The sequence below is a fragment of the Cedecea davisae genome (assembly GCF_044095835.1).
Classification (GTDB): Bacteria; Pseudomonadota; Gammaproteobacteria; order Enterobacterales; family Enterobacteriaceae; genus Cedecea; species Cedecea davisae.
This window is the reverse complement of the sequence record NZ_CP172054.1, coordinates 1,324,837-1,349,680: the sequence shown is the minus strand read 5'-3', so window position 1 is coordinate 1,349,680 and position 24,844 is coordinate 1,324,837. Positions and strand designations below refer to the sequence as shown.

The 24,844-nt window shown below is 55.0% G+C and carries 21 protein-coding genes; 4 read left to right on the top strand and 17 right to left on the bottom strand.

The window, feature by feature from the left end; genetic code table 11:
- Window positions 1-11: 11 nt before the first annotated feature.
- The 9 genes from nuoI to lrhA form a co-directional block, all read right to left on the bottom strand.
- Window positions 12-554: an NADH-quinone oxidoreductase subunit NuoI gene (gene nuoI, locus ACG1VR_RS06895; RefSeq protein WP_016537431.1), complete on the bottom strand. Its 543-nt coding sequence runs from the start codon at window positions 552-554 to the stop codon at window positions 12-14.
- A gap of 14 nt (window positions 555-568) precedes the next feature.
- Entirely contained in the window at window positions 569-1,546 is a 978-nt protein-coding gene (gene nuoH, locus ACG1VR_RS06890; protein WP_016537432.1) for an NADH-quinone oxidoreductase subunit NuoH, read from the bottom strand.
- The gene (gene nuoG, locus ACG1VR_RS06885; RefSeq protein ID WP_395490531.1) at window positions 1,543-4,266 is read right to left on the bottom strand and encodes an NADH-quinone oxidoreductase subunit NuoG; all 2,724 of its coding nucleotides are present in this window, start codon (window positions 4,264-4,266) and stop codon (window positions 1,543-1,545) included. Before nuoG ends, nuoH begins: the two co-directional genes overlap by 4 nt.
- Window positions 4,267-4,394: 128 nt before the next feature.
- Complete coding sequence (gene nuoF, locus ACG1VR_RS06880; protein ID WP_016537434.1) at window positions 4,395-5,741, bottom strand: NADH-quinone oxidoreductase subunit NuoF; 1,347 nt, start codon at window positions 5,739-5,741, stop codon at window positions 4,395-4,397.
- Entirely contained in the window at window positions 5,738-6,238 is a 501-nt protein-coding gene (nuoE, locus tag ACG1VR_RS06875; protein ID WP_008459776.1) for an NADH-quinone oxidoreductase subunit NuoE, read from the bottom strand. Before nuoE ends, nuoF begins: the two co-directional genes overlap by 4 nt.
- A gap of 2 nt (window positions 6,239-6,240) precedes the next feature.
- Window positions 6,241-8,052: an NADH-quinone oxidoreductase subunit C/D gene (nuoC, locus tag ACG1VR_RS06870; protein WP_172569389.1), complete on the bottom strand. Its 1,812-nt coding sequence runs from the start codon at window positions 8,050-8,052 to the stop codon at window positions 6,241-6,243.
- Between the two features lie 86 nt (window positions 8,053-8,138).
- Window positions 8,139-8,813, bottom strand: coding sequence for an NADH-quinone oxidoreductase subunit NuoB (nuoB, locus tag ACG1VR_RS06865; RefSeq protein ID WP_016537436.1), 675 nt, complete (start codon window positions 8,811-8,813; stop codon window positions 8,139-8,141).
- A gap of 15 nt (window positions 8,814-8,828) precedes the next feature.
- Complete coding sequence (gene nuoA / locus ACG1VR_RS06860; protein ID WP_016537437.1) at window positions 8,829-9,275, bottom strand: NADH-quinone oxidoreductase subunit NuoA; 447 nt, start codon at window positions 9,273-9,275, stop codon at window positions 8,829-8,831.
- A 631-nt stretch (window positions 9,276-9,906) separates the two neighbouring features.
- Window positions 9,907-10,842, bottom strand: coding sequence for a transcriptional regulator LrhA (gene lrhA / locus ACG1VR_RS06855; RefSeq protein ID WP_016537439.1), 936 nt, complete (start codon window positions 10,840-10,842; stop codon window positions 9,907-9,909).
- Between the two features lie 1,005 nt (window positions 10,843-11,847).
- Here lrhA and alaA point away from each other — a divergent pair.
- On the top strand, window positions 11,848-13,062 hold the full coding sequence (gene alaA, locus ACG1VR_RS06850) for an alanine transaminase AlaA (protein WP_016537441.1): 1,215 nt from the start codon (window positions 11,848-11,850) through the stop codon (window positions 13,060-13,062).
- Window positions 13,063-13,142: 80 nt separating this feature from the next.
- Window positions 13,143-13,742 carry a 5'-deoxynucleotidase gene (gene yfbR / locus ACG1VR_RS06845; protein ID WP_016537442.1) on the top strand — a complete coding sequence of 200 codons (600 nt, stop codon included), beginning with the start codon at window positions 13,143-13,145 and terminating at the stop codon, window positions 13,740-13,742.
- 105 nt (window positions 13,743-13,847) lie between these two features.
- On the opposite strand, the gene ACG1VR_RS06840 is transcribed toward yfbR, so the two are convergent.
- The 4 genes from ACG1VR_RS06840 to yfbV form a co-directional block, all read right to left on the bottom strand.
- Window positions 13,848-15,680, bottom strand: coding sequence for an SLC13 family permease (locus ACG1VR_RS06840; RefSeq protein ID WP_039898505.1), 1,833 nt, complete (start codon window positions 15,678-15,680; stop codon window positions 13,848-13,850).
- Between the two features lie 91 nt (window positions 15,681-15,771).
- A complete protein-coding gene (locus ACG1VR_RS06835; RefSeq protein WP_172569387.1) occupies window positions 15,772-16,431 on the bottom strand; it encodes a sugar phosphatase in 660 nt (219 codons plus the stop codon).
- Window positions 16,432-16,443: 12 nt separating this feature from the next.
- Window positions 16,444-16,938: a YfbU family protein gene (locus ACG1VR_RS06830; RefSeq protein ID WP_395490530.1), complete on the bottom strand. Its 495-nt coding sequence runs from the start codon at window positions 16,936-16,938 to the stop codon at window positions 16,444-16,446.
- A 152-nt stretch (window positions 16,939-17,090) separates the two neighbouring features.
- The gene (gene yfbV, locus ACG1VR_RS06825; RefSeq protein ID WP_016537446.1) at window positions 17,091-17,546 is read right to left on the bottom strand and encodes a terminus macrodomain insulation protein YfbV; all 456 of its coding nucleotides are present in this window, start codon (window positions 17,544-17,546) and stop codon (window positions 17,091-17,093) included.
- 338 nt (window positions 17,547-17,884) lie between these two features.
- On the opposite strand from yfbV, the gene ackA reads away from it, so the two are divergent.
- Together ackA and pta are read left to right on the top strand one after the other, a co-directional pair.
- Window positions 17,885-19,087: an acetate kinase gene (gene ackA, locus ACG1VR_RS06820; RefSeq protein WP_172569386.1), complete on the top strand. Its 1,203-nt coding sequence runs from the start codon at window positions 17,885-17,887 to the stop codon at window positions 19,085-19,087.
- 85 nt (window positions 19,088-19,172) lie between these two features.
- On the top strand, window positions 19,173-21,314 hold the full coding sequence (pta, locus tag ACG1VR_RS06815; RefSeq protein WP_038483321.1) for a phosphate acetyltransferase: 2,142 nt from the start codon (window positions 19,173-19,175) through the stop codon (window positions 21,312-21,314).
- A 57-nt stretch (window positions 21,315-21,371) separates the two neighbouring features.
- On the opposite strand, the gene ACG1VR_RS06810 is transcribed toward pta, so the two are convergent.
- The 4 genes from ACG1VR_RS06810 to ACG1VR_RS06795 are packed head-to-tail and all read right to left on the bottom strand — an operon-like array spanning window position 21,372 to window position 24,839.
- Window positions 21,372-22,325 carry a transketolase family protein gene (locus ACG1VR_RS06810; protein ID WP_395490529.1) on the bottom strand — a complete coding sequence of 318 codons (954 nt, stop codon included), beginning with the start codon at window positions 22,323-22,325 and terminating at the stop codon, window positions 21,372-21,374.
- Window positions 22,318-23,154, bottom strand: a complete 837-nt coding sequence (locus ACG1VR_RS06805) for a transketolase (RefSeq protein ID WP_395490528.1) — start codon at window positions 23,152-23,154, stop codon at window positions 22,318-22,320. Before ACG1VR_RS06805 ends, ACG1VR_RS06810 begins: the two co-directional genes overlap by 8 nt.
- Window positions 23,151-24,542 (bottom strand): PTS ascorbate transporter subunit IIC, encoded by a 1,392-nt coding sequence (locus ACG1VR_RS06800; RefSeq protein WP_016537452.1) that lies wholly within the window; start codon window positions 24,540-24,542, stop codon window positions 23,151-23,153. Before ACG1VR_RS06800 ends, ACG1VR_RS06805 begins: the two co-directional genes overlap by 4 nt.
- Window positions 24,543-24,566: 24 nt before the next feature.
- Entirely contained in the window at window positions 24,567-24,839 is a 273-nt protein-coding gene (locus tag ACG1VR_RS06795) for a PTS sugar transporter subunit IIB (protein ID WP_016537453.1), read from the bottom strand.
- Between the last annotated feature and the right edge of the window lie 5 nt (window positions 24,840-24,844).

Genomic DNA, 24,844 nt, shown 5'->3' with positions numbered 1-24,844 from the left:
TGCCTTGCTCCTTAAGGTAACAGGCCTTTGACGTCGATAGGCTTGGCTTCGTTTTCCGCTTCGCCCTTATCTTTGCCGTCGATTGCCATACCTGCCATCCGGTAGAAGTTATATTCCGGGTATTTGCCCGGACCGGAGATCAGCAGATCCTCTTTTTCGTACACCAGATCCTGGCGCTTGTACTCGCCCAGCTCGAAGTCCGGGGTAAGCTGGATCGCGGTGGTCGGGCAGGCTTCTTCACACAGGCCGCAGAAAATGCAGCGTGAGAAGTTGATGCGGAAGAATTCCGGATACCAACGGCCGTCCTGCATCTCGGCTTTTTGCAGTGAGATACAGCCTACCGGGCAGGCTACCGCACAAAGGTTACAGGCAACGCAGCGCTCTTCCCCGTCCGGGTCGCGCGTCAGCACGATACGGCCACGGTAGCGCGGCGGCAGATACACTGGTTCTTCCGGATACATGCGGGTTTCGCGTTTGGCGAAAGCGTGCATGCCAATCATCCAGATACTGCGTACCTGGGTGCCGAAACCAACCACTAACTCTTTCAATGTCATGGTTTTTTCACCCCTTATGGTGCCTGGTAAAGAATGACCGCAGCGGTCACCAGCAAGTTGACAAGCGTCAGCGGAAGGCAAACCTTCCAGCCGAAGGACATCACCTGGTCATAACGCGGACGAGGTAATGCGGCGCGAATCAAAATGAACATCATCATGAAGAACGCGGTTTTCAGCGCGAACCAGATGAACGGCGGTAACCACGGGCCATGCCAGCCACCAAAGAACAGCGTCACGATCAGCGCAGAGACGGTGACGATGCCGATGTATTCCCCGACGAAGAACAGGCCGAACTTCATGCCGGAATATTCGATGTGATAACCATCGGCCAGTTCCTGCTCGGCTTCCGGTTGGTCAAACGGGTGACGGTGGCACACCGCAACCCCGGCAATCGCGAAGGTCACGAAGCCGAAGAACTGCGGGATAACGTTCCACAGATTTGCCTGGTTGTTGACGATGTCGGCCATATTAAAGGAACCGGCCTGCGCCACCACGCCCATCAGGGAAAGCCCCAGGAACACTTCGTAACTCAGGGTCTGCGCGGAAGCACGCATCGCACCAAGCAGGGAGTATTTGTTGTTGCTGGACCAGCCGGCAAACAGCACGGCGTATACCGCCAGGCCTGCCAGCATCAGGAAGAACAGAATGCCGATGTTCAGGTCCGCGACCACCCAGCTCGGGCTGACCGGCACAATGGCGAAGGCCAGCAGCAGCGAGGTAAAGGCAATCATCGGTGCCAGAGTAAAGATTACGCGGTCAGAGAAGCGCGGAACCCAGTCCTCTTTGAAGAACATCTTGATCATGTCCGCAACCAGCTGGAGTGAACCACCCCAGCCTACGCGGTTCGGTCCGTAGCGGTTCTGGAACAGACCGAGCAGGCGGCGTTCGCCGAAGCTCATGAATGCCCCACAGGTCACCACGACCAGCAGAATGACAACCGCTTTGAGGATGCTCAGCAGAATGTCGATAACTTCCGGTGTCAGCCAGCTCATTGCGCAGCCTCCTGCAGATTTTCAAGACGAGCACCCGCAAGCACAGGCGCGATTCCCGGCATCCCCATCGGTAAACCAACCTGACCGGCAACCAGCCCTTCGGACAGTTGCAGCGGCAGGCTCAGCGTCTGGCCTTCGTAGCTGAAGGAGACCAGGCTACCGGCGTTGACGCCAAGCTTCGCGGCATCGGCCGGGTTCAGCTTGATGTACGGCTCAACCATACGCTTCTGGAACACCGGAGAACGCTGGGACAGCTCGTCGCTACCGAACAGATGGTAGTAAGGAGCGATGAGCCATTTGCCCTCTTCCGCATGGAAGGTTTCCGGAACGGAAGTGAAATAGCCCAGACCGTTTTCAGAAGCTTCAATCAGGCGAACGCCCGGGTCGCCGTGGCGCAGGTGACCGCCCACTTCGGCCTGGAATTTGTTCCATGCCTGCGGGGAGTTCCAGCCCGGAGCCCAGGCAAACGGGATCTGCTGACGGTCGGCCAGCGGGCTGTTGTTCCCTTCCATAGAGAAGGCAAACATCGTGTCTTTATCCTGCGGCTGACGCGGCTCGTGCACGCTGATATTGGCGCGCATTGCGGTACGTCCGCTGGAGCGGATAGGAGAACGGGACAGCTTCTGGCCTTTAATGCGGAACGACGCATCCGGCGCGGCATCTTTGATACCGGCCAGTTGAGGCAGAGCCTTCACGCAGGCGTCGATAACGTCATCAAGCTGCGTCCAGTCAACTTCGCGGCTCTGCACGGTGCTGTGCAGCGAGTGCAGCCAGCGCCAGCTTTCCAGCATGGTTACGCTGGTGTCGTAGTATGCCGGGTCGTATACCTGGAAGAAGCGCTGTGCGCGGCCTTCGTTGTTGATTACCGTACCGTCGCTTTCGGCGAAGCTTGCAGCGGAAAGCACCAGATGGGCTTTATCCATGATGTCCGTGCGCTGATGGTCGATAACCATCACCAGCGGCGCTTTGCTCAGGGCTGCATCGACACGGGCGGCGGAAGCGTGGCGGTGCAGGTCGTTTTCCAGCACCACTACCGCATCGGCAGCACCGCTTTCCAGCTCGCTTAACGCCTCTTCCAGAGAGCCACCGCCGATGATCCCCAGGCCAACGCTGTTAACCGCGCGGGCAATCATCGTCACGCCAACGTCTGCGCCGCGGCCTTTCAGGGCTTTAGCCACGTTAGCGGCAGCCTGAATAACGGCTTCGCTCCCGGCGTTGGTGCCGGAAACAATCAGCGGCCTCTTCGCACCGGCCAGCGCCTGTACGATGACGTCGACTTTATTTTTCAGGTCACGATCGAGTTCAACCGCCGGAGAGTTGTTGTCCAGCGCATTGGCAATCGCAAAGCCGAGACGCGCCTGGTCTTCTACCGGAGCGCGGTAGGTCCACGCGGCGATATCATCCAGACGGGTGCTGTCTACGTTGGTCACGAACAGCGGATGTTTGGCGTGCTGGCCGATGTTCAGGATTGCAGCAATCTGCCAGTCGGCTACTTTCTGAGCCGCCGCCATTTCGCGAGCCTTCCCTTTCACCGCCTGGCGAATCGCCAGCGCGGCACGGGCGCCGGTCTGGGTAACGTCTTCGCCCAGAATCAGTACCGCATCGTAGGATTCGATTTCACGCAGAGCAGGAGTATGGATCCCGCTTTCACGCAGCACTTTCAGCATCAGCTGCAGGCGAGCCTGCTCACCAGCAGCAATGCCGGTGTAGAAGTTATCTGCCCCGACCAGCTCACGCAGCGCAAAGTTGCTTTCCACGCTGGCACGAGGTGAACCGATACCGATAACTTTCTTAGACTGGCGCAGGATATCCGCCGCGCCCTGCATCGCCTGCTCGGCGTTGAGGGTGATGAAGTCGTCCCCGCGGCGCTGAATGGGCTGGCGTGGACGGTCTTTCAGGTTAACGTAGCCGTAACCGAAACGACCACGGTCGCACAGGAAATAGTGGTTCACGGTGCCGTTATAGCGGTTTTCGATGCGACGCAGTTCGCCATAACGTTCGCCCGGGCTGGTGTTACAGCCCAGAGAGCATTGCTGGCAGATGCTTGGCGCAAACTGCATATCCCACTTACGGTTGTAGCGCTCGGAGTGGGTCTTGTCCGTGAATACGCCGGTCGGGCAAATTTCTACCAGGTTACCGGAGAACTCGCTTTCCAGCGTGCCGTCTTCCGGGCGACCGAAGTAGACGTTGTCGTGTGCGCCATAAACGCCCAGATCTTTGCCGTCCGCATAGTCTTTGTAGTAACGCACGCAGCGGTAGCAGGCGATACAGCGGTTCATTTCGTGAGAGATGAACGGGCCGAGATCCTGATTGCGGTGGGTACGTTTGGTAAAGCGATAGCGGCGGAAACTATGACCGGTCATAACGGTCATATCCTGCAGGTGGCAGTTGCCGCCCTCTTCACAGACCGGACAATCGTGCGGGTGGTTAGTCATTAACCATTCCACAACGCTTTCGCGGAACTGTTTCGCTTCGCCGTCATCAATAGAGATGAAGGTGCCGTCAGAGGCCGGTGTCATACAGGACATCACCAGGCGACCGCGGGTGTCTTCAGCGTTCTGATATTGCTTCACCGCGCACTGGCGGCAAGCTCCGACGCTGCCCAGCGCCGGATGCCAGCAAAAATAAGGAATATCAAGGCCGAGGGAGAGACAAGCTTCAAGCAGGTTGTCCGCCCCGTTAACCTCGTATTCTTTGCCGTCTACATGAATCGTAGCCATAGTCAGCATGCTTCCAGTTGGCCTGAATAACTTCAGGCGTTAATCAAAAATTCTTGTGCAATGCACCCTCACCCGTTTTCGCTTTCTCCCTCGCCCCTTAGGGGAGAGGGCCGGGGTGAGGGGCGATATCACCAGCGCGTTTTTAACAGGTTCGGCTGAATGCCACTGATGGCACGCAGATTACCGAAGTCCTGTTTGGCAATGCCTGCTTCGAATTCGTCGCGGAAATATTTAATCGCACTCTGCAATGGCTCAACCGCACCCGGCGCGTGGGCACAGAAGGTTTTACCCGGTCCGAGGTGGCGGCACAGCTGCTCCAGGGTTTCGATATCCCCCGGCTGCCCTTCGCCACGCTCAAGCGCGCGCAGGATTTTTACGCTCCACGGCAGACCATCGCGGCACGGCGTACACCAGCCACAGGATTCACGGGCAAAGAACTCTTCCAGGTTACGCACCAGCGGCACCATGCCAATTTCATGGTCAACCGCCATTGCCAGCGCCGTACCGAGACGGCTGCCTGCTTTACCAATACTTTCAAATTCCATCGGCAGGTCGAGGTGCGCTTCCGTCAGGAAGTCCGTCCCCGCCCCGCCCGGCTGCCAGGCTTTAAACTTCAGGCCATCACGCATGCCGCCGGCATATTCTTCAAGGATCTCACGCGCGGTCGTGCCGAACGGCAGTTCCCAGACGCCAGGATTTTTCACGCGCCCGGAGAAGCCCATCAGCTTGGTACCGGCATCTTTACTCATGCCGCCGCCAATCCCCTGATACCACTCAACGCCGTTTGCGAGGATGGCAGGCACGTTGCACAGGGTTTCGACGTTGTTTACACAGGTCGGTTTACCCCATACGCCGCTTGAGGCCGGGAAAGGTGGCTTAGAGCGAGGGTTCGCGCGGCGACCTTCGAGGGAGTTAATCAGCGCGGTTTCTTCCCCGCAGATATAACGGCCCGCGCCGGTATGCACGATCAGCTCAAAATCAAAACCGGAGCCAAGAATGTTTTTGCCCAACAGGCCGGCTTCGGTCGCTTCGGCAATCGCACGGCGCAGATGAACCGCAGCCTCGATGTACTCGCCACGCAGGAAGATGTAACCGCGGTAGGCTTTCAGCGCGAAGGCGGAAATCAGCATGCCTTCCACCAGCAGGTGCGGCAGCTGCTCCATCAGCAGGCGGTCTTTATAGGTACCCGGCTCCATCTCATCGGCGTTACACAGCAGGTAACGGATGTTCATGGACTCGTCTTTCGGCATCAGGCTCCACTTCAAACCGGTGGAAAAGCCCGCGCCGCCGCGCCCTTTCAGGCCAGCGTCTTTTACCGCATTAACGATTTCATCCGACGCCATGCTGGTCAGCGCTTTACGCGCACCTTCATAACCGTTTTTACTGCGGTATTCATCCAGCCAGACCGGCTGTTTATCATCGCGCAGACGCCAGGTCAGCGGATGAGTTTCGGCAGTACGAATAATCGTCTTCATTTATACTGCTCCAGCAAATCAGGGATTGCTTCCGGCGTCAGATGGCTGTGAGTATCCTCATCAATCATCATGGTCGGCCCTTTGTCGCAGTTGCCCAGGCAGCAGGTTGGCAGCAGGGTAAAGCGACCATCAAACGTGGTCTGGCCCGGTTTGATGTTCAGTTTTGCTTCAATAGCGGACTGAATGCCCTGGTAGCCGGTGATATGGCAAACCACGCTGTCGCAGTAGCGAATGACGTGGCGGCCCACCGGCTGGCGGAAGATTTGGCTATAGAAAGTGGCCACACCTTCTACGTCGCTCGCCGGGATGCCCAGCACGTCAGCGATAGCGTAGATGGCGCCGTCCGGCACCCAGCCGCGCTGTTTCTGAACGATTTTCAGCGCTTCGATAGAAGCCGCGCGTGCGTCTTCGTAATGGTGCTTCTCGTGCTCAATCGCCTCACGCTCTGCCGCACTCAGCTCAAAAGCCTCAGCCTGGTTTTGTTGGTTATCGTGCATAGTTAGCGATCCACATCAGACATTACAAAATCGATACTACCCAGATAGACAATCAGGTCAGAGACCAGGCTGCCGCGGATCGCCGCCGGAATTTGCTGCAGGTGCGCAAAGCTCGGAGTACGAATACGCGTACGGTAGCTCATGGTGCTAGCGTCGCTGGTCAGGTAGTAACTGTTAATCCCTTTCGTAGCCTCAATCATCTGGAAGGATTCGTTGGCCGGCATAACCGGGCCCCACGATACCTGCAGGAAGTGAGTGATCAGGGTTTCGATATGCTGCAGCGTGCGCTCTTTCGGCGGCGGCGTAGTCAGCGGATGATCCGCTTTGAACGGGCCGGCTGGCATATTTTTCAGGCACTGCTCAAGAATGCGCAGGCTCTGGCGAAGCTCTTCAACCTTCAGCATCACGCGGGTGTAGCAGTCGCTGATACCGCCGCCAACCGGCACTTCGAAGTCGAAGTTCTGGTAGCCAGAGTAAGGGCGAGCTTTACGGATGTCGAAGTCGATGCCGGTAGCACGCAGGCCAGCGCCAGTGGTGCCCCACTCCAACGCTTCTTTCGCGTTATAAGCGGCAACGCCCTGGGAGCGGCCTTTCAGAATGGTGTTACGCAGCGCGGCTTTTTCATACGAGTCGAGGCGTTTTGGCATCCACTCGAGGAACTCTTTCAGCAGGCGCTCCCAGCCTTTTGGCAGGTCATGCGCTACGCCGCCGATGCGGAACCAGGCCGGGTGCATACGGAAACCGGTAATCGCTTCAACCAGATCGTAGATTTTCTGACGATCGGTAAAGGCGAAGAACACCGGGGTCATCGCGCCCACGTCCTGAATAAAGGTGGAGATGTAAAGCAGGTGGCTGTTAATGCGGAACAGCTCGGACAGCATCACGCGGATAACTTCAACGCGCTCCGGCACCACAATACCGGCCAGTTTTTCAACCGCCAGCACGTAAGGCATTTCGTTCACGCAGCCGCCGAGGTACTCGATACGGTCGGTGTACGGAATGTAGCTGTGCCAGGACTGACGCTCGCCCATTTTCTCTGCGCCACGGTGGTGGTAACCGATGTCCGGCACGCAGTCGACGATTTCTTCGCCGTCCAGCTGCAGGACAATACGGAACGCACCGTGCGCGGACGGGTGGTTCGGACCAAGGTTCAGGAACATGAAGTCTTCATGCTCGCTGCTGCGCTTCATGCCCCACTCTTCAGGCTTGAAGGTCAGCGCTTCCATTTCCAGATCTTCTTTCTGTTTAGTCAGGATAAACGGATCGAATTCTGTGGCGCGCGCCGGGTAGTCTTTACGCAGCGGATGGCCTTCCCACGTTGGCGGCATCATGATGCGCGTCAGGTGCGGGTGACCATTGAAGGTAATACCAAACATTTCCCAGGTTTCACGCTCATACCAGTTGGCGTTGGGGAAGAGCTTGGTCAGCGTCGGCAGGTTCAGATCGTTTTCAGACAATGCCACCTTGAGCATGATATCGCGATTGCGTTCAATGGAAATCAGGTGGTAGAAAACGGAAAAATCCGCAGCCGGTAAACCGTTGCGGTGTGTGCGTAGACGCTCGTCCATGCCGTGCAGGTCGAACAACATGACGTAAGGCTTCGGTGATTTCTTCAGGAAATCGACAATTTCCAGTAACTGTTCACGCTTAACCCAGACTACGGGCACCCCGGTGCGGGTTGGCTGAACGGTAAAGGCATCCGGCCCAAAACGGTTACGCAATTCGCCAATGACCGGATCATCCAGATGATCCCTTGTCTGCCAGGCTGGCATGGCGGCTTCTTGCGCGGTTAAATCGGTCATATTTCTCACCATTGCAAATGGTTCTGTGGTGACTGCGCTCAGTGTCCTTGCTTTAATATTATTGATATACAAAGACTTTCACTGACCGCAGGCGCAAATTAAATTTCGTCCGGTGTCCGCAGATTGGTTACCGCAATACGTTCGCCGCGCTTACGCTCGCGTTCCGATTGCATGTTGGCGCGGTAAACACCCTGATCGCCAACAACCCACGACAGCGGGCGGCGTTCTTTACCAATCGACTCCTGCAGCAGCATCAGCGCCTGCATGTAGGCTTCCGGGCGCGGTGGGCAGCCTGGGATGTACACATCCACCGGCAGGAATTTATCTACGCCCTGCACAACGGAATAAATGTCATACATACCGCCAGAGTTAGCGCAGGCACCCATGGAAATGACCCATTTAGGTTCCAGCATCTGATCGTAAAGACGCTGTATAACCGGAGCCATTTTGGTGAAGCATGTCCCTGCCACCACCATCAGGTCAGCCTGACGAGGGGAAGCACGTAGAACTTCTGCACCGAAACGAGCCACGTCATGTACAGCGGTAAACGACGTCACCATCTCTACATAACAGCAGGAAAGGCCAAAGTTATAAGGCCAGATTGAGTTTTTACGACCCCAGTTCACCATATCGTGCATGGCATGCTCGAGCTTGCCCATGTACACGCTGCGGTTAATCTCTTGCTCGAGGGGATCGGTTACGATCTCCTGCTTTTGCAGGGGGTAACGGTCATTCTCACCGTTGGGGTCTATGCGGGTGAGCGTATAGTCCATCTTATTGCCTCGCTGTTACTGCGTATGACGGTTAGTGCGACTGTCTGTTTCCGGGTTGATTTTCTCGCGGCGTGAACGCGCGGGAGTCCAATCCAGCGCACCAATGCGCACCAGATACACCAGACCAGCCAGTAGTACTAAAATGAAAATTGCGGCCTCGACGAAGCCAATCCAGCCGCTTTCGCGAATAGAAGTTGACCACGCGTAGAGATACAGGGCTTCCACGTCAAAGATGACGAAAAACATGGCAACCAGGTAAAACTTGGCGGAGAGACGTAACCGTGCCGTGCCAACGGAGTCGATGCCCGACTCGAAGGGGATGTTTTTGTGTCTTGCCTTTGCTCTTCCGCCGAGGAACCAGCCCCCGACAAGCATCAGACAGCACAAGCCAACGGCGACAATAAGAAAGACAGCGAACGCCCAGTGATGAGCGATAACTTCAGTGGATGTTGACATACTCATTGCTTACTCATCAAAAGTGGCGCCAAAGTCTCTGCTCTTACTGGCAGATGAACGCCACATCGATTCATGGGGAGGAACAATCAACCGTACAATAACTGCCGGAAATAATGCTTAGGCAGCCCATTGATGGGGTTTTTTACTCCTTTCTATAACCTTTTGTCAACTTTAACAAAAGTATCCACACATTAATTTACACCGACAGCAATTCATTAACATTTAATGCGTTAAAACTCATCAAAGCCGGCAAAATGCCCAGATTTAAATGAGGGTGAATCGTGTCCGTTCCGTGTGAAAAAAGAAACAGCCCCTATATTTTGGCAGGAAATCCCAACTATTCCTCCCCCCAATTGGGAGTATTTTCTTGATCTGAGACACGCTTTTGTTAATCCACTTCAAAAAGAAGCAACATTGTTATGCTTTTTTTGACATTAACCGGCAACAACCTCAGGTTTTTGTACACAAAACGCCCAAATCACAAAAATATCGCAATTATTTGAATTTATTGGAAATTATCAGGAAGACCGGCACTTACCCTAAATTGAGCGTAAAAAATGGGCCGTTGGTGCAAAAAGCATCTCCAACGGCCCATTTTTACATTTAATATTTTGTTACTAACTAGACTGCCCGCCGGTTATTCAAAATCCCCTTCTACCAGCAAAGTATCGCCACCTTCGTTATCAGCGGCTGAATACTGGTAAGGATTAGACGGCGTTCCCAGGGCGCTGAAAATGGCCTGGGCCAGCTCATTGCTGGTTTCCGGGTTCTTGCACAGCAGATATTCCGTCTCAGGCAGAATCGGTAGCCCTTCGGAACCGCCCAGAACCCGCAGTTCCGGGCTCATCATCTCAACCGGCCGGGCGGTAACGCCCAGCCCGGCTTTAACCGCCGCACGCACGGCAGCGAGCGTAGAGGCCACGTAAGAAATTCGCCATGGGATCTGATTGGCGTCAAGGTGCTCAATCATCATATCGCGGTACGGGCTGGGTTCATCCAACATCACCAGCGGTAGCGCCTCTCCGTTCTGGAAAACGTAATCCGCCGCGCAGTACCAAAGCGTCGGCGAGGTACGCAGCACCACGGCATCAAAATGCGATGGATTAGACGTGGTTACGACCAGGTCGACTTCATGCTGGCTGAGCATTTCAATCATAAACGGGTTGCGCTTAACCCTGACATCCAGCGCCAGCTTCGGGTACACCGAGCTAATGCGGTTTAGCAGGAAAGGCAGAATAGTGTCTGCCGTTTCATCAGAAGCGCCGAGCGTCAACGAACCCTGCAGGTTATTAAACATTAACGAGGAGCAGGCTTCGTCATTGAAACGAAGGATTTTACGCGCGTAGCCAAGGAGTTGAATGCCGTGCTCGGTCAGGAGTTTATTACGACCATGTCGCGCAAAAAGCTCTTTCCCGACTAATTGCTCAAGGCGCTGCATCTGCTGGCTGACGGCGGATTGAGTTCGGCACACCGCTGCTGCTGCTGCGGCAAAGGTATTGAGATCGGCGACCGCAACGAATGTCCTCAGCAGATCGAGGTCGAGATTCAGTATCGGACGATTTGCGTTAATCATAATTTTTTCACTAATAGGTTGCTCTTTCGAGTCTGCCCTGGTTGTATTGCTATGATTTATCAAAGAGATAAAGCAATTCCTTTTTACCGAATGTCTCCGGTAGTGTTAGCCGTGATACGTTAGCGGCGCTTCTGTTTGTTATTTTTTTGTATTCCCCGGCGTGAAGCAATTACCCGAAACGCTCTCCTTCGGGGATATAACTCAGGTCGAATAAGATACAAACCCCTATCTCATCTGACCAGTCGGCTATTTTAAAACCGGGTAATAACGGTCAATCAGCGACAAAACGACTTTTAATAAGCTCTTATATGATTATTTAACGGGTTGAATGACTATCCAGAGCATATCCCGTGCCAACTCCACAACCAGTTGAATAATAATAGTAATATTAAGCAACGCTAACTAAGTTCAGGCAACGCTTTGGAGGCGACACCAGAGCACACGCCGTTTTTCGCCGCTTATCTTACCTCAAAACTATATGTTTTATAACACATATTGCGAATTATCTGCCCGCATTCTCTTGCCACAATTTCATCACAGTTGATTATTCACAACGTTTTTTGAAGCGTAAAGCGCTCTATAATAAAAGGCTCTTAATTATTGCCGGGGTATTTAACGCTTCACCAGCCCCGCCTTTTGATATACATCTCTTTACCCCCTTCTGTCATTAATCTCTTAATGATTTTAGCGTAAATATTAATTTTTCCTTATGTTTAGCCCCTGTTTTATGACTGGAGCAGCACCTCTCACTTGGCCAGCGCCACATTTGCAGAGCATCGCGTCATACAAAAAGCCAATGACCAGATTTAAAACCCAACATAAGATATATTAAAAGAATATTTGACTGGCAAAATTTATTTAAACCGCCACTGCCTTTACATTGTGCTGGACAGATAAATTACATTTCTAACCGCCCCTGCCTTCAAATCTCGACGCGGCAGGAGTACATTGTTGCGGTGCGCTTCCACGGCAGGACGCGAAATTAACAACAAAGGTCGAAGCTTCATGTCCCCCATCGAAAAATCCAGCAAACTTGATAATGTCTGTTATGACATCCGCGGCCCGGTTCTGAAAGAGGCTAAACGCCTTGAAGAAGAAGGCAATAAAGTGCTTAAGCTCAACATCGGCAACCCTGCGCCTTTTGGTTTTGAAGCGCCGGACGAGATCCTTGTTGACGTGATCCGCAATCTCCCAACCGCTCAGGGATACTGCGACTCAAAAGGGCTGTTCTCCGCCCGCAAGGCCATCATGCAGCATTATCAGGCGCGCGGGATGCGGGATGTCACCACCGAAGATATCTATATTGGTAACGGCGTTTCCGAACTCATCGTTCAGTCAATGCAGGCGCTGCTGAATAGCGGCGATGAAATGCTGGTTCCGGCACCAGACTACCCGCTGTGGACGGCGGCCGTTTCCTTGTCCAGCGGCAAAGCGGTACATTACCTGTGCGACGAAAGCTCAGACTGGTTCCCCGACCTCGATGATATCCGCGCCAAAATTACCCCACGCACTCGCGGCATCGTGATTATCAACCCGAACAACCCTACCGGCGCTGTATATTCAAAAGAGCTGCTGTTAGAAATTGTTGAAATCGCGCGCCAGCATAACCTGATAATCTTTGCCGATGAGATTTACGACAAGATCCTTTATGACGAAGCGGTGCATCATTCCATCGCCGCGCTGGCGCCGGACCTGCTGACCATCACCTTTAACGGTCTGTCAAAAACCTACCGTGTTGCGGGCTTCCGCCAGGGCTGGATGGTACTGAACGGGCCGAAAAAACACGCCAAAGGCTATATAGAAGGTCTGGAAATGCTGGCCTCGATGCGCCTGTGCGCCAACGTACCGGCCCAGCATGCTATTCAGACCGCGCTCGGCGGCTACCAGAGCATTAGCGAATTCATCGTTCCCGGCGGCCGCCTGTACGAGCAACGCAACCGGGCATGGGAGCTAATCAACGAAATCCCGGGCGTTTCCTGCGTGAAGCCTCGCGGTGCGCTGTATATGTTCCCGAAAATTGACGCTAAGCGCTTTAATATCCACGACGACCAAAAAATGGTGCTGGACTTCCTGTTACAGGAAAAAGTGCTGCTGGTTCAGGGCACCGCCTTCAACTGGCCGTGGCCGGACCATGTGCGTATCGTTACGCTGCCGCGCGTTGACGACCTGGAAATGTCTATCGCCAAGCTTGGCCGCTTCCTCGGCCATTATCACCAGTAAACCCGTGGCTAAGGGGGATTTGCAATGTCCCCCTTTTTCGCCGCACAATGACTTCACCGAGTTGTAACCGCGAGAACGTCATGAGTCAGAGCCACTTCTTTGCCCACCTCTCCCGCCTGAAATTAATCAACCGCTGGCCGCTAATGCGCAATGTTCGCACCGAAAACGTGTCGGAACACAGCCTGCAGGTCGCGATGGTTGCCCACGCTCTGGCGGTCATAAAAAACCGAAAGTTCAGCGGCAATGTGAATGCCGAGCGTATTGCGCTGCTGGCGATGTACCACGATGCCAGCGAAGTGCTGACCGGGGATCTGCCCACGCCGGTGAAATACTTCAATTCGCAGATTGCCCATGAGTACAAAGCGATTGAGAAAATTGCCCAGCAGAAGCTGATTGAGATGGTGCCGGAAGAGCTGCGCGACATCTGGGAACCGCTGATCGACGAGCACAGCTACAGCGAAGATGAGAAAGCGCTGGTCAAGCAGGCTGACGCGCTCTGTGCCTATCTGAAGTGTCTGGAAGAGCTGTCGGCGGGTAATAACGAGTTTTTACTGGCAAAAGGACGGCTGGAAAAGACGCTTGCCGAGCGCCATAGCGAAGAGATGGACTATTTTATGCGTGTCTTCGTCCCGAGTTTCCAGCTTTCCCTGGATGAGATTAGCCAGGACTCACCGCTTTAAACACTGCCCCTCACCCCAAAAGGGCGAGGGGACTAAAAACACACCCCATATACTCAGAGCAGTTTTCTCCTTTCCCCAAAGAGGAGACAGGGATGAGGGGAAGTATCAGAACGGGAATAACATCGGCACCATGACCACGCTGACGATCATCACAATGATAGTAAACGGCACGCCCAGCTTCACAAAGTCGCTAAACTTGTAGTTCCCCGGAGCCATAACCAGCGTATTGACCGGCGATGAGACCGGCGTCATAAACGCCGCGGACGCGGCCAGGGCTACAATCATCGCGAAAGGATAAGGCGAAACGCCCATCGACTTCGCCGCGGCCAGCGCAATTGGCGCCATCAATACCGCAGTAGCGGTATTAGAGATAAACAGCCCGATTGTCGCGCACATCACAAACAGGCAAACCAGCATAATGTAAGGCCCGTAGCCGCCGCCAAACTCCATCAGCCCGCGTACAATTAAATCCACCCCGCCGGTTTTTTGCAGCGCCAGGGCAAAAGGCATCATGCCGACGATAAGGATAATGCTCGGCCAGTGAATCGCCTTGTAGGCGCTCTCCATATCAATACAGCGGAATTTGCCCATCAGCATACAGGCGATAATAGCGGCAATCGGGTTAGGAATTTCATCGGTCAGCATCAGCGCAACCATCAGCGCCAGGCAGAAAATAGCGTGCGGAGCCTGGCTATGGGCGGGAGACGCGTCCCTCTCTTCCACCGGCAAGTTCAGCACCAGGAAGTCACGGCTCTGCTGCGAAAGCTCCTTGATTAACTTCCAGTCGCCGACCACCAGCATGATATCGCCAAGCTCAATGGGTTCATTAACCAGCGCGCCTTCAATGGCCTCTCCGCTGCGCCGCAGCCCAACAACGTTAAGCCCGTAGCGGGTTCGGAACGCCATCTCTCTCAGCGTTTGCCCGGTCAGCTCTGACTCCGGCACCAGCGACACTTCGGCCATGCCGACGTCGAGGGCCTGGTCAGAAAAATATTCGCCACGCAGGATGAGCGGCTCCAGCATTTGCTCGCCGCAAAACTCCCGCAAATCCACTTCAGAAGCAGACATGTCTATCAGAAGAACATCACCGGAACGGAACTCGGTAATGCCGGTAACGTTGACGATGACCCGGCGGAACCTGCGCCAGCGTTCAATACCGATAACGTTGGCCCCGTAACGCTCGCGCAGCTTCAGGTCATCAAGCCTGCGGCCAACCATGGGCGAGCCGGAGCGAATCGCCAGCCGACGCGCCCGCCCGGTAAGGCGATAATCTTTGATCAGATCTCGAAAGGAACGGCGCTTCCAGCTCTCTTTCCCAGGCTCTTCGCCCTGCCCTTTAAGCGCAAAGCGCACCACCAGCATATAGAGAACACCCAGCACCAGAACCGCCAGGCCGATTGGCGTCACGCTGAAAAACTGGAAGCCCTCCAGCCCTTCACGCAGCAATTCGCTGTTAATCACCAGGTTCGGCGGGGTCGCGACCAGCGTCATCATGCCGCTAATTAGCCCGGCAAAGCTTAGCGGCATCATCAGTCTGGAAGGCGGGATTTTCATTCGCATGGAAACGCTAAGAACCACCGGGATAAAGATAGCCACCACGCCTGTTGAGCTCATAAACGCTCCAAGGCCGGCCACGGTGACCATTAACAAAACCAGCATTTTGGTTTCGCTGCTGCCTGCAACCTCAACCAGCCAGCTGCCCATTTTGGTTGCCACGCCGGTGCGGACCAGCCCGTCGCCGATGATAAACAGCGCGGCTATCAGGATGACATTAGGATCGCTGAACCCGGAAAACGCTTCACTGAGGCTCAAGGTGCCGCTGAGAACAAAAGCGACGATCACCAACAGGGCCACCGCATCCATTCGCATCTTCCCGGTAGCGAACAGCAGCACGGCAATGCCCAATAATGACAATACCCAAATGAGTTCCGAATTCAAAACGAGTCCCTGTATGGCAGAAAGTAGATGAATTGAATGTAGACGAGAATGCCATAAAAAAACCCCGCAAATGCGGGGTCAAATCATGGGATTAGTGTTTTCTTAACACTTCGACGCTGCCGTCGGGAGATTTTTGAATCAGCAATTCGGTGAGCGAGGAAAGGACATAATCCACGTGCTCCAGCCGCGGCGTATCCGCCGGGGCATTAACCGCGATAACGTGGCAACCGGCCGCAAGACCAGACAGCACGCCAGCGGGCGCATCTTCAACAACTACGCACTCTTCCGGCTCAAGGCCCAGCAGCTGAGCACCCAGCAGGTAAGCGTCCGGCTCCGGTTTGCCACGCGCAACGCGCTCTGCGGTAACAAAAACTTCCGGCTCCGGCAGGCCACCCGCTTTACGGCGAGCGGATGCAACCGGCACGGAGCCGGAGGTAACGATAGCCCACGGAATACCGGCCTCGTTCAGATGAGCCAGCAGCTCTGCGGCACCCGGCAGCGCAACGATGCCGTCGGTGTCTTCAGACTCCAGCTTCTCAAGGCGCAGAAACTCCTGCTGGATCTCCTCTTCAGCGGCACCGGCCATAAAGTGGCGCAATGAAGTAATCGCCTGCTTGCCGTGGATGAAGCCTAATACCTCTTCCGGGGAAATATCAAAACGCTTCGCCCAGTTAACCCACGCGCGCTCAACGGCAGGCAGGGAATCGACCAGCGTACCATCCAAATCAAACAAGAAACCTTTACACTTCACTACGCTCTCTCCTCAGGCATTGGTAATCTGCGCAATCTCGTTGGCGCTTAAATGATACTGGCGCGGGCAGGCGTGCCACACTTTCAGCATTCGTTGGTATTTGTCCCACATTGGGGTTTGCGCGTTGAAGCCGTGCGTTCCCGCGTCGAAATGGGTGTAACGCCCTTCGATATTCACCATAAAGCGAACATAACCGAGGAAGCGGGCTTCGGTCGCGACATCAAAGCCCATAAAGGTGACGCGGCGTTCGTCGATGTCCTGGCTATCTTTCAGGTTGGTCCAGGAAACGTGCAGCGCGTGGTACATCTCCATGATGTCGATGACGATGCGGCAGGTCTCTTCTTTCAGCTCGCCAAATTCACGATCCAGCTCGCGCATTTGCAGGCCATAGCCGCGTTCGATAATGGTTTGCAGACGACGATAGCGCTCGGCGTTATCCGGGTCCATCATCGTCATCATCTTGTACTGGTTGGATAAAATCAGACGTTGCGCGTTAGTCATTTCCATTTCCTGACTCCTTTAGTGCATGGAAAATTCAGGTGAATTACCTTAAATAATTCGGGTTGCAGAAAGGCGACAGCGCCTCTGCGCGCCCGAAATATGGCGGGTATAACCTGTAAGAAAGTATGCCTTCCTTTATATGCGCAACCGAGGGGTAATTACAAATCATCCAGGAAAGTTTTATCCAGCTGCTTGAAAGCGCGCTTAAGCACGTCCGCCAGCGCCTGATAGTCCGGCTTGCCTTCTACCGGTGCCAGCGCCTGGCCCGCTTCCTGAAGTTTCACACGAACTTCATAAAACCATTGTAAGGTCGTTGGCGGGAGCGGCGTAACCGAGCGCTTGCCCAGCCACCATAAGCCCTGCATCGGCAGGCTACAGGCAAAAAGAGCTGTAGCCACCGCCGGGCCAAGCTGGCCGCCAAGGGCAATCTGCCAGCTCAGGGTGAATACCGCCAGCGGCGGCATAAAGCGAATGGCGTAGCGGGTGGCACGAATCACACGGTTTTCGATAAAAACCGGCGCCAGGCGCTTATCCAGCGGCCAGGTCTTCGAGTAATGTTGCCCACGTCCGAACAGGCTAAACCAGCTTACATGGCTATTCTGGGGTGTCGACATGGCTCATACCTCAACTCTACATATAAAAAATAAAATAATTTTGCAACACAGCAACTCTAAATGACATCGTTCAAAAAATTTTGTCTTTACGAGCCTCTATCTGCTACCCTGTGCCGGCCTTTGATGGCCGTAGTTGGGAAACAACACGCTGTCAAACATTCTTTTACATCGCCGTGACCTGCAGGTTCGGTAATATGGCGTAAACTCTGAGTAATTTTATTCGCCATGCCAAAAAACGCTTCTGGCATGACGTTAATCATAAATGTCCGCGTCATCATGCGCTACGCTGATAGACTAACTGACGTTTTTTTAGCCACGTATCAAAAATAGGTACTTCCATGTCGAGTAAGCTAGTACTGGTTCTGAACTGCGGTAGCTCATCACTGAAATTCGCAATTATCGATGCTGTAAACGGTGAAGAGTACCTTTCTGGTTTAGCAGAATGTTTCCACCTTCCTGAAGCCCGCATCAAATGGAAACTGGAAGGCGCTAAACAAGAAGCGGCTCTGGGTGCAGGTGCCGCTCACAGCGAAGCTCTTAACTTCATCGTTAATAAGATTCTGGCAGAAAAACCAGAATTGTCTGCTCAGCTGACCGCTATTGGTCACCGTATCGTACACGGCGGCGAAAAATACACCAGCTCAGTAGTGATTGACGATTCTGTTATTCAGGGTATCAAAGATTCTGCCTCTTTTGCACCGCTGCATAACCCGGCACACCTGATTGGCATCGCTGAAGCGCTGAAATCCTTCCCTAATCTGGCTGATAAAAACGTTGCCGTGTTCGACACCGCGTTCCATCAGACCATGCCGGAAGAGTCTTACCTCTATGCCTTGCCGTACAAACTGTACAAAGAGCACGGCGTTCGTCGCTATGGCGCACACGGCACCAGCCACTTCTACGTGACTCAGGAAGCAGCAAAAATGCTGAACAAGCCGGTTGATGAACTGAACATCATCACCTGCCACCTGGGCAACGGCGGTTCCGTTTCCGCTATCCGTAACGGCAAATGCGTTGACACCTCCATGGGTCTGACCCCGCTGGAAGGCCTGGTCATGGGCACCCGTTCCGGCGACATCGACCCGGCAATCATCTTCCACCTGCACGACACTCTGGGCATGAGCGTGGAAGACATCAACAAAATGCTGACCAAAGAGTCCGGCCTGCTGGGTCTGACCGAAGTCACCAGCGACTGCCGCTATGTTGAAGACAACTACACCACTAAAGAAGACGCTAAACGTGCAATGGACGTTTACTGCCACCGTCTGGCGAAGTACATCGGCTCCTACACCGCGCTGATGGAAGGCCGTCTGGACGCAGTAGTCTTCACCGGCGGTATCGGTGAAAACGCCGCAATGGTACGTGAGCTGTCTCTGGGCAAACTGGGCGTACTGGGCTTCGACGTTGACCACGAGCGCAACCTGGCCGCACGTTTTGGCAAGTCTGGCTTCATCAACAAAGAAGGCACTCGCCCGGCGGTGGTCATCACCACCAACGAAGAGCTGGTCATTGCGCAAGACGCATCCCGCCTGACCGCCTGATTCCCTCGCCGCCAGCCTTAGCTGGCGGTGTTGTTTTCTGAGTCGAGTGAGCCTGAGTGCTCGCGAAAACGAAAGAGGTTATACCGTGTCCCGTACTATTATGCTGATCCCTACCGGAACCAGCGTCGGCCTTACCAGCGTAAGCCTAGGCGTTATCCGTGCTATGGAACAAAAAGGCGTTCGCCTGAGCGTCTTCAAACCTATCGCCCAGCCGCGTACCGGTGGCGATAGCCCGGACCAGACCACCAGCATCATCCGCGCTAACTCCACCATCCCGGCCGCTGAGCCGCTGAACATGGGCCACGTTGAGTCCCTGCTGTCCAGCAATCAGCAGGACGTGCTGATGGAAGAGATTATCGCCAACTACCACGCCAGCAGCAAAGATGCTGAAGTGGTGCTGGTTGAAGGCCTGGTGCCGACCCGCAAACATCAGTTTGCCCAGGCGCTGAACTACGAAATTGCCAAAACCCTGAATGCCGAAATCGTCTTCGTTATGTCTCTGGGCAACGACTCTCCGGAGCAGCTTAAAGAGCGTATCGAACTGACCAGCAGCAGCTTCGGCGGCAGCAAAAACACCAACATCACCGGCGTGATTATCAACAAGCTGAACGCCCCGGTTGATGAGCAGGGCCGCACCCGTCCTGACCTGTCTGAAATCTTCGACGACTCCAGCAAAGCCAGCATCGCGAATATCGATCCTAAGCAGCTGTTTGCCGACAGCCCGCTGCCGGTTCTGGGCTGCGTGCCGTGGAGCTTCGAGCTTATCGCCACCCGCGCTATCGACATGGCTCGCCACCTGAATGCGACCGTGATCAACGAAGGTGACATCAATACTCGCCGCGTGAAGTCCGTAACCTTCTGCGCGCGCAGCATCCCACACATGCTGGAACACTTCCGCCCTGGCTCCCTGCTGGTTACCTCAGCAGACCGCCCGGACGTGCTGGTTGCCGCCTGTCTGGCCGCAATGAACGGCGTTGAAATCGGCGCAATCCTGCTGACCGGCGGGTACGAAATGGACCCGCGCATCAGCAAGCTGTGCGAGCGTGCATTCGCGACCGGCCTGCCGCTGTTCATGGTTGACACCAACACCTGGCAGACTTCTCTGAGCCTGCAGAGCTTCAACCTGGAAGTCCCAACCGACGACCATCAGCGTATCGAAAAAGTGCAGGAATATGTGGCAAGCCACATCGATGCCAACTGGATCGAATCCCTGACCGCGACCTCCGAGCGTAGCCGCCGCCTGTCTCCTCCTGCGTTCCGCTACCAGCTGACCGAACTGGCCCGTAAAGCCGGTAAACGCGTTGTGCTGCCGGAAGGTGACGAGCCGCGTACCGTTAAAGCCGCTGCAATCTGTGCAGAGCGCGGCATCGCGACCTGCGTGCTGCTGGGTAACCCGGATGAAATCACCCGCGTTGCTGCCGCTCAGGGCGTAGAACTGGGCGCCGGCATTGAAATCGTTGATCCTGAAGTGGTTCGCGAAAGCTACGTTGCTCGCCTGGTTGAGCTGCGTAAGAGCAAAGGCATGACCGAAGCCGTTGCCCGCGAACAGCTGGAAGACAACGTGGTTCTGGGTACGCTGATGCTGGAGCAGGACGAAGTTGACGGCCTGGTTTCCGGTGCGGTTCACACCACCGCGAACACCATTCGTCCGCCTCTGCAGCTGATCAAAACTGCACCGGGCAGCTCCCTGGTTTCTTCCGTGTTCTTCATGCTGCTGCCTGAACAGGTTTACGTTTACGGCGACTGTGCGATTAACCCGGACCCAACCGCTGAGCAGCTGGCAGAAATCGCGATTCAGTCCGCTGACTCCGCTGCCGCATTCGGTATTGACCCACGCGTTGCAATGCTGTCTTACTCCACCGGCAACTCCGGCGCGGGTAGCGACGTTGAGAAAGTGCGTGAAGCAACCCGTATCGCTCAGGAAAAACGCCCTGACCTGGTTATCGACGGCCCGCTGCAGTACGACGCAGCAGTTATGGCTGACGTTGCCAAGTCTAAAGCGCCAAACTCTCCTGTTGCCGGGCGTGCTACCGTGTTCATCTTCCCTGACCTGAACACCGGTAACACCACTTATAAAGCGGTACAGCGTTCTGCCGACCTGATCTCCATCGGGCCGATGCTGCAGGGGATGCGCAAGCCGGTTAACGACCTGTCCCGTGGCGCGCTGGTTGACGATATCGTCTACACCATCGCTCTGACCGCGATTCAGTCCGCTCAGCAAGAGTAATCTCGTTGAGATAAAAAAGGGCAGCCGCCTGGCTGCCCTTTTTATTGCTATTGCCCGCTACAGCAGCTCTTTAGCCGCTTTCACAATCTCCCGCGCCGTCAGGCCATATTCCTGCTGCAAGAACTCCTGAGTTCCCACCTGGCCATAACGTTCCTTCACGCCCACCCTGCGCATCGGCACCGGGCAGGTTTCGACCAGCACTTCCGCTACTGCTGAACCCAGCCCGTTATGGATGCTGTGGTTTTCGCAGGTCACGATACGCCCGGTTTTTTCCGCATAGTTCTTCACCAGCATGCGGTCGATGGGCTTGAGGGTGAACATATCAATAACCGCCGCACTTACGCCCTCTTTCTCCAGTTCCTGAGCCGCTTTAAGCGCCTCTGTAACCATAATGCCGTTGGCAATCAGCGTGATATCCGTGCCCTCGCGCAGCACGTTGCCCTTGCCGATGGTAAATGTCGAACCTTCCTCATAAACCGTCGCGGCCTGCTTGCGGATGGTGCGCACCCAGTAGAAACCTTCCAGTTCGATAAGCTGACGCAGAATGTCTTTAAACATCACCGCATCGGTCACCTCCAGCACCACCGAGTGGACCAGCCCGCGCACGATACCCATATCTTCAAAAGACATATGAGTGCCGCCGTTGTGGCAGGCGGTCACCCCGGCATCCGAGGCGATAACCTTAACGTTGTTGCGCTGGTAATCCAGCGACATAAAGAGCTGATCGAAGCAGCGACGGCTGGCGAAGGCGGTAAAGGTATGAACGAACGGTTTACGTCCGGTCAGAGACAGGCCCGCCGACACGCCGATAACATTGGCTTCCATAATGCCGCAGTTGATAACGTGCTGCGGGTTGTCGCGCTGTACGCCATCCATTGCCATAGAACTCATCAGGTCGGCTTCCAGGGCGATAATGCCGCTGTCGGCATTTATCTGCTGCTGCACAAAACCGGCGTAAATCTTACGCATCTCTACGGCGTCCTGAGCGCCCGACTGGCTTACCTTAATCATGTCTCGCCTCCAGTTGCTCAATGGCCTGCTCAAGCGCCTGTTTTGACTGCTCCGTCAGGCGCAGGTGGTGTGAATTGCCCAGTTGCTCAAGGTATGGAACGCCCTGTCCTTTAATGCTGTCGAGGACAACCAGAAGAGGACGCTGCTCGCCGCCGCGGGCGGGTTTAACCGCCGCCAGCAGCCCGGCGACGTCATCGCCTTTCACCTTCACGACGTCGAAGCCAAAGGCGCTGAACTTCTCTTCCAGACTGAAAGCGCAGATGATTTCATCCAGCTCGCCGTCCAGCTGCTGCTTGTTCCAGTCCACGAACACCGTCAGGTTATTAAGCCGGTGATGAGCGATAAACTGGAAAGCCTCCCAGCACTGCCCCTCATTCAGCTCCCCGTCTCCCACGATGCAGAACACGCGGTTGCGGCGCTGAGCAAGTTTGTGCGACAGCGCGATACCGGCGGCAATTGAAATCCCCTGCCCCAGCGAACCGGTCGTCGCATCCACCCCTCGCGTCTTCAGCCTGTCAGGATGGCTAGGCAGCGTGGTGCCGTTCTGGTTCAGCGTCGCCAGTTGCTCAACGGGGAAGTAGCCTTTCAGCGCCAGCGTGCTGTACAGCGCCGGGCCAGCGTGCCCTTTTGAGAGCACGAAGTAATCGCGCTCCGGCCAGTCCGGGTCGCCCGGGTCAACGTTCATCACCTCGCCGTATAGCACCGCCAGCGTTTCGACCACCGACATACTGCCGCCGTAGTGGCCGAATCCCAACTGGGTGAGCGCCTTTAGCGTCTCCACCCGAATATCACGCGCAAACCGCGTAACGTCAGCCAGTTCACTTATCATTTAGCCCCCGTATTGTCTTCAGTTTGCGCGGCAGCCGCGCCTTTTCCCTTACCCAGGTAGTTAAAGCCGACCAGCAGCGCAAAGATGGCAACCACCAGCGCGGTAATCGCCGTTGGCGACAGGAAGCGCGCCAGGTTACCCAGCACGATGCCCACCACGCCGAAATCGGCATCCGAGAAGGTGGTGTTAGCGAAGCCGAGCGCGCCGAGCACAGGCAGCAGCAGGACCGGCAGGAAGGTGATCAGCAAGCCGTTGGCGAAAGCGCCGACCATTGCCCCACGGCGGCCTCCGGTAGCGTTACCAAACACGCCAGCAGTAGCGCCGGTGAAGAAGTGCGGCACCACGCCGGGCAGGATAAGCACCAGCTTCATCTGCCCGAGCAGGAACAAGCCGACCAGGCCGCCAAGGAAGCTGAACAGGAAGCCAATCAGTACGGCATTTGGCGCGTAAGGATAAACCACCGGGCAGTCCAGCGCCGGGCGGGCGTTTGGCACCAGCTTTTCGGAGAAGCCGGTAAACGCCGGGACTATCTCAGCCAGGATCAGGCGCACGCCCTGCAGGATGATGAACACCCCGGCCGCGAAGGTAATTGCCTGAATAATTGAGTAAACCAGGAAGTTTTGACCGCCGCTGAGCTTCTCTTCTACATACGACTGGCCGGCGCAAATCGCGAGGATCATGTAGATAATTATCATGGTCAGCGAGATAGAGATGGAGCTGTCGCGCAGGAAGCTAAGGTTCTTCGGCAGGTTCATCTCTTCCGTTGAACGTGAGCCTTTCCCGCACTTGCTGCCTATCCAGCCGGAGAGCACGTAACCCAGCGTACCAAAGTGACCAAAGCCGATATCATCCGTGCCGGTAATGCGGCGCATATAGCGCTGAGCGATTGCCGGGAAGAAGGCCATGATCAGGCCGAGGATCAGAGACCCGGTAAACACCAGCCCCACGCCCTCAAAGCCCGCCACCGTCAGGATCACGCCAATCATACAGGCCATATAGAAGGTGTGATGCCCGGTCAGGAATATGTATTTCAGGCGCGTAAAGCGGGCGACAATAATGTTTGCCACCATCCCAAAAGCCATAATTAATGCGGTGGATGCGCCATATTTTTCCAGCGCAATAGAAACAATCGCCTCGTTATTTGGAATAATCCCCTGAATATTGAAAGCGTGTTCAAACATCCCGCCCAGCGGATTTAAAGAACCGACTAATACGGTTGCGCCGCCGCCCAGAACAATAAAACCTAAAACCGTTTTAATGGAGCCTTTGACGACATCAGAAAAGGACTTCTTTTGCGCCACCAGGCCAATAAGTGCGATAAGCCCTACGAGAATCGCCGGGACTTTGAGTATATCGACTATAAAATTCAGCGTGCCAAGGATAAACATATCCGCCTCCGCTTATTTTTATGATTAACGGCTGGCAAAATAAGCACTAAGCTTATTTTCCAGTTCGTTGATATCTATGATGTTATTGATAACAACCAGTTGGCTATCCGGCAGGCTGGCGCTGGCGGCAATGTCCTTCGCCATCACAAACACATCTGCCGCGCCCGGCGTCGCGGAGGATAAATCTGAATGCTCCACCTCGGCTTCAATATTGAGTTTTTTGAGTACTTTTTTAATATTCATCTCGACCATAAAGCTGCTGCCGAGACCGGAACCGCAGATTGCCATTATCTTCATGATTA

What these genes read in the sequence shown, in the direction of transcription:
- nuoI (WP_016537431.1), bottom strand. Translation starts at nt 554, where the DNA reads ATGACATTGAAAGAGTTAGTGGTTGGTTTCGGCACCCAGGTACGCAGT.
- nuoH (WP_016537432.1), bottom strand. Translation starts at nt 1,546, where the DNA reads ATGAGCTGGCTGACACCGGAAGTTATCGACATTCTGCTGAGCATCCTC.
- nuoG (WP_395490531.1), bottom strand. Translation starts at nt 4,266, where the DNA reads ATGGCTACGATTCATGTAGACGGCAAAGAATACGAGGTTAACGGGGCG.
- nuoF (WP_016537434.1), bottom strand. Translation starts at nt 5,741, where the DNA reads ATGAAGACGATTATTCGTACTGCCGAAACTCATCCGCTGACCTGGCGT.
- nuoE (WP_008459776.1), bottom strand. Translation starts at nt 6,238, where the DNA reads ATGCACGATAACCAACAAAACCAGGCTGAGGCTTTTGAGCTGAGTGCG.
- nuoC (WP_172569389.1), bottom strand. Translation starts at nt 8,052, where the DNA reads ATGGTGAGAAATATGACCGATTTAACCGCGCAAGAAGCCGCCATGCCA.
- nuoB (WP_016537436.1), bottom strand. Translation starts at nt 8,813, where the DNA reads ATGGACTATACGCTCACCCGCATAGACCCCAACGGTGAGAATGACCGT.
- nuoA (WP_016537437.1), bottom strand. Translation starts at nt 9,275, where the DNA reads ATGAGTATGTCAACATCCACTGAAGTTATCGCTCATCACTGGGCGTTC.
- lrhA (WP_016537439.1), bottom strand. Translation starts at nt 10,842, where the DNA reads ATGATTAACGCAAATCGTCCGATACTGAATCTCGACCTCGATCTGCTG.
- alaA (WP_016537441.1), top strand. Translation starts at nt 11,848, where the DNA reads ATGTCCCCCATCGAAAAATCCAGCAAACTTGATAATGTCTGTTATGAC.
- yfbR (WP_016537442.1), top strand. Translation starts at nt 13,143, where the DNA reads ATGAGTCAGAGCCACTTCTTTGCCCACCTCTCCCGCCTGAAATTAATC.
- ACG1VR_RS06830 (WP_395490530.1), bottom strand. Translation starts at nt 16,938, where the DNA reads ATGGAAATGACTAACGCGCAACGTCTGATTTTATCCAACCAGTACAAG.
- yfbV (WP_016537446.1), bottom strand. Translation starts at nt 17,546, where the DNA reads ATGTCGACACCCCAGAATAGCCATGTAAGCTGGTTTAGCCTGTTCGGA.
- ackA (WP_172569386.1), top strand. Translation starts at nt 17,885, where the DNA reads ATGTCGAGTAAGCTAGTACTGGTTCTGAACTGCGGTAGCTCATCACTG.
- ACG1VR_RS06810 (WP_395490529.1), bottom strand. Translation starts at nt 22,325, where the DNA reads ATGATTAAGGTAAGCCAGTCGGGCGCTCAGGACGCCGTAGAGATGCGT.
- ACG1VR_RS06805 (WP_395490528.1), bottom strand. Translation starts at nt 23,154, where the DNA reads ATGATAAGTGAACTGGCTGACGTTACGCGGTTTGCGCGTGATATTCGG.
- ACG1VR_RS06800 (WP_016537452.1), bottom strand. Translation starts at nt 24,542, where the DNA reads ATGTTTATCCTTGGCACGCTGAATTTTATAGTCGATATACTCAAAGTC.
- ACG1VR_RS06795 (WP_016537453.1), bottom strand. Translation starts at nt 24,839, where the DNA reads ATGAAGATAATGGCAATCTGCGGTTCCGGTCTCGGCAGCAGCTTTATG.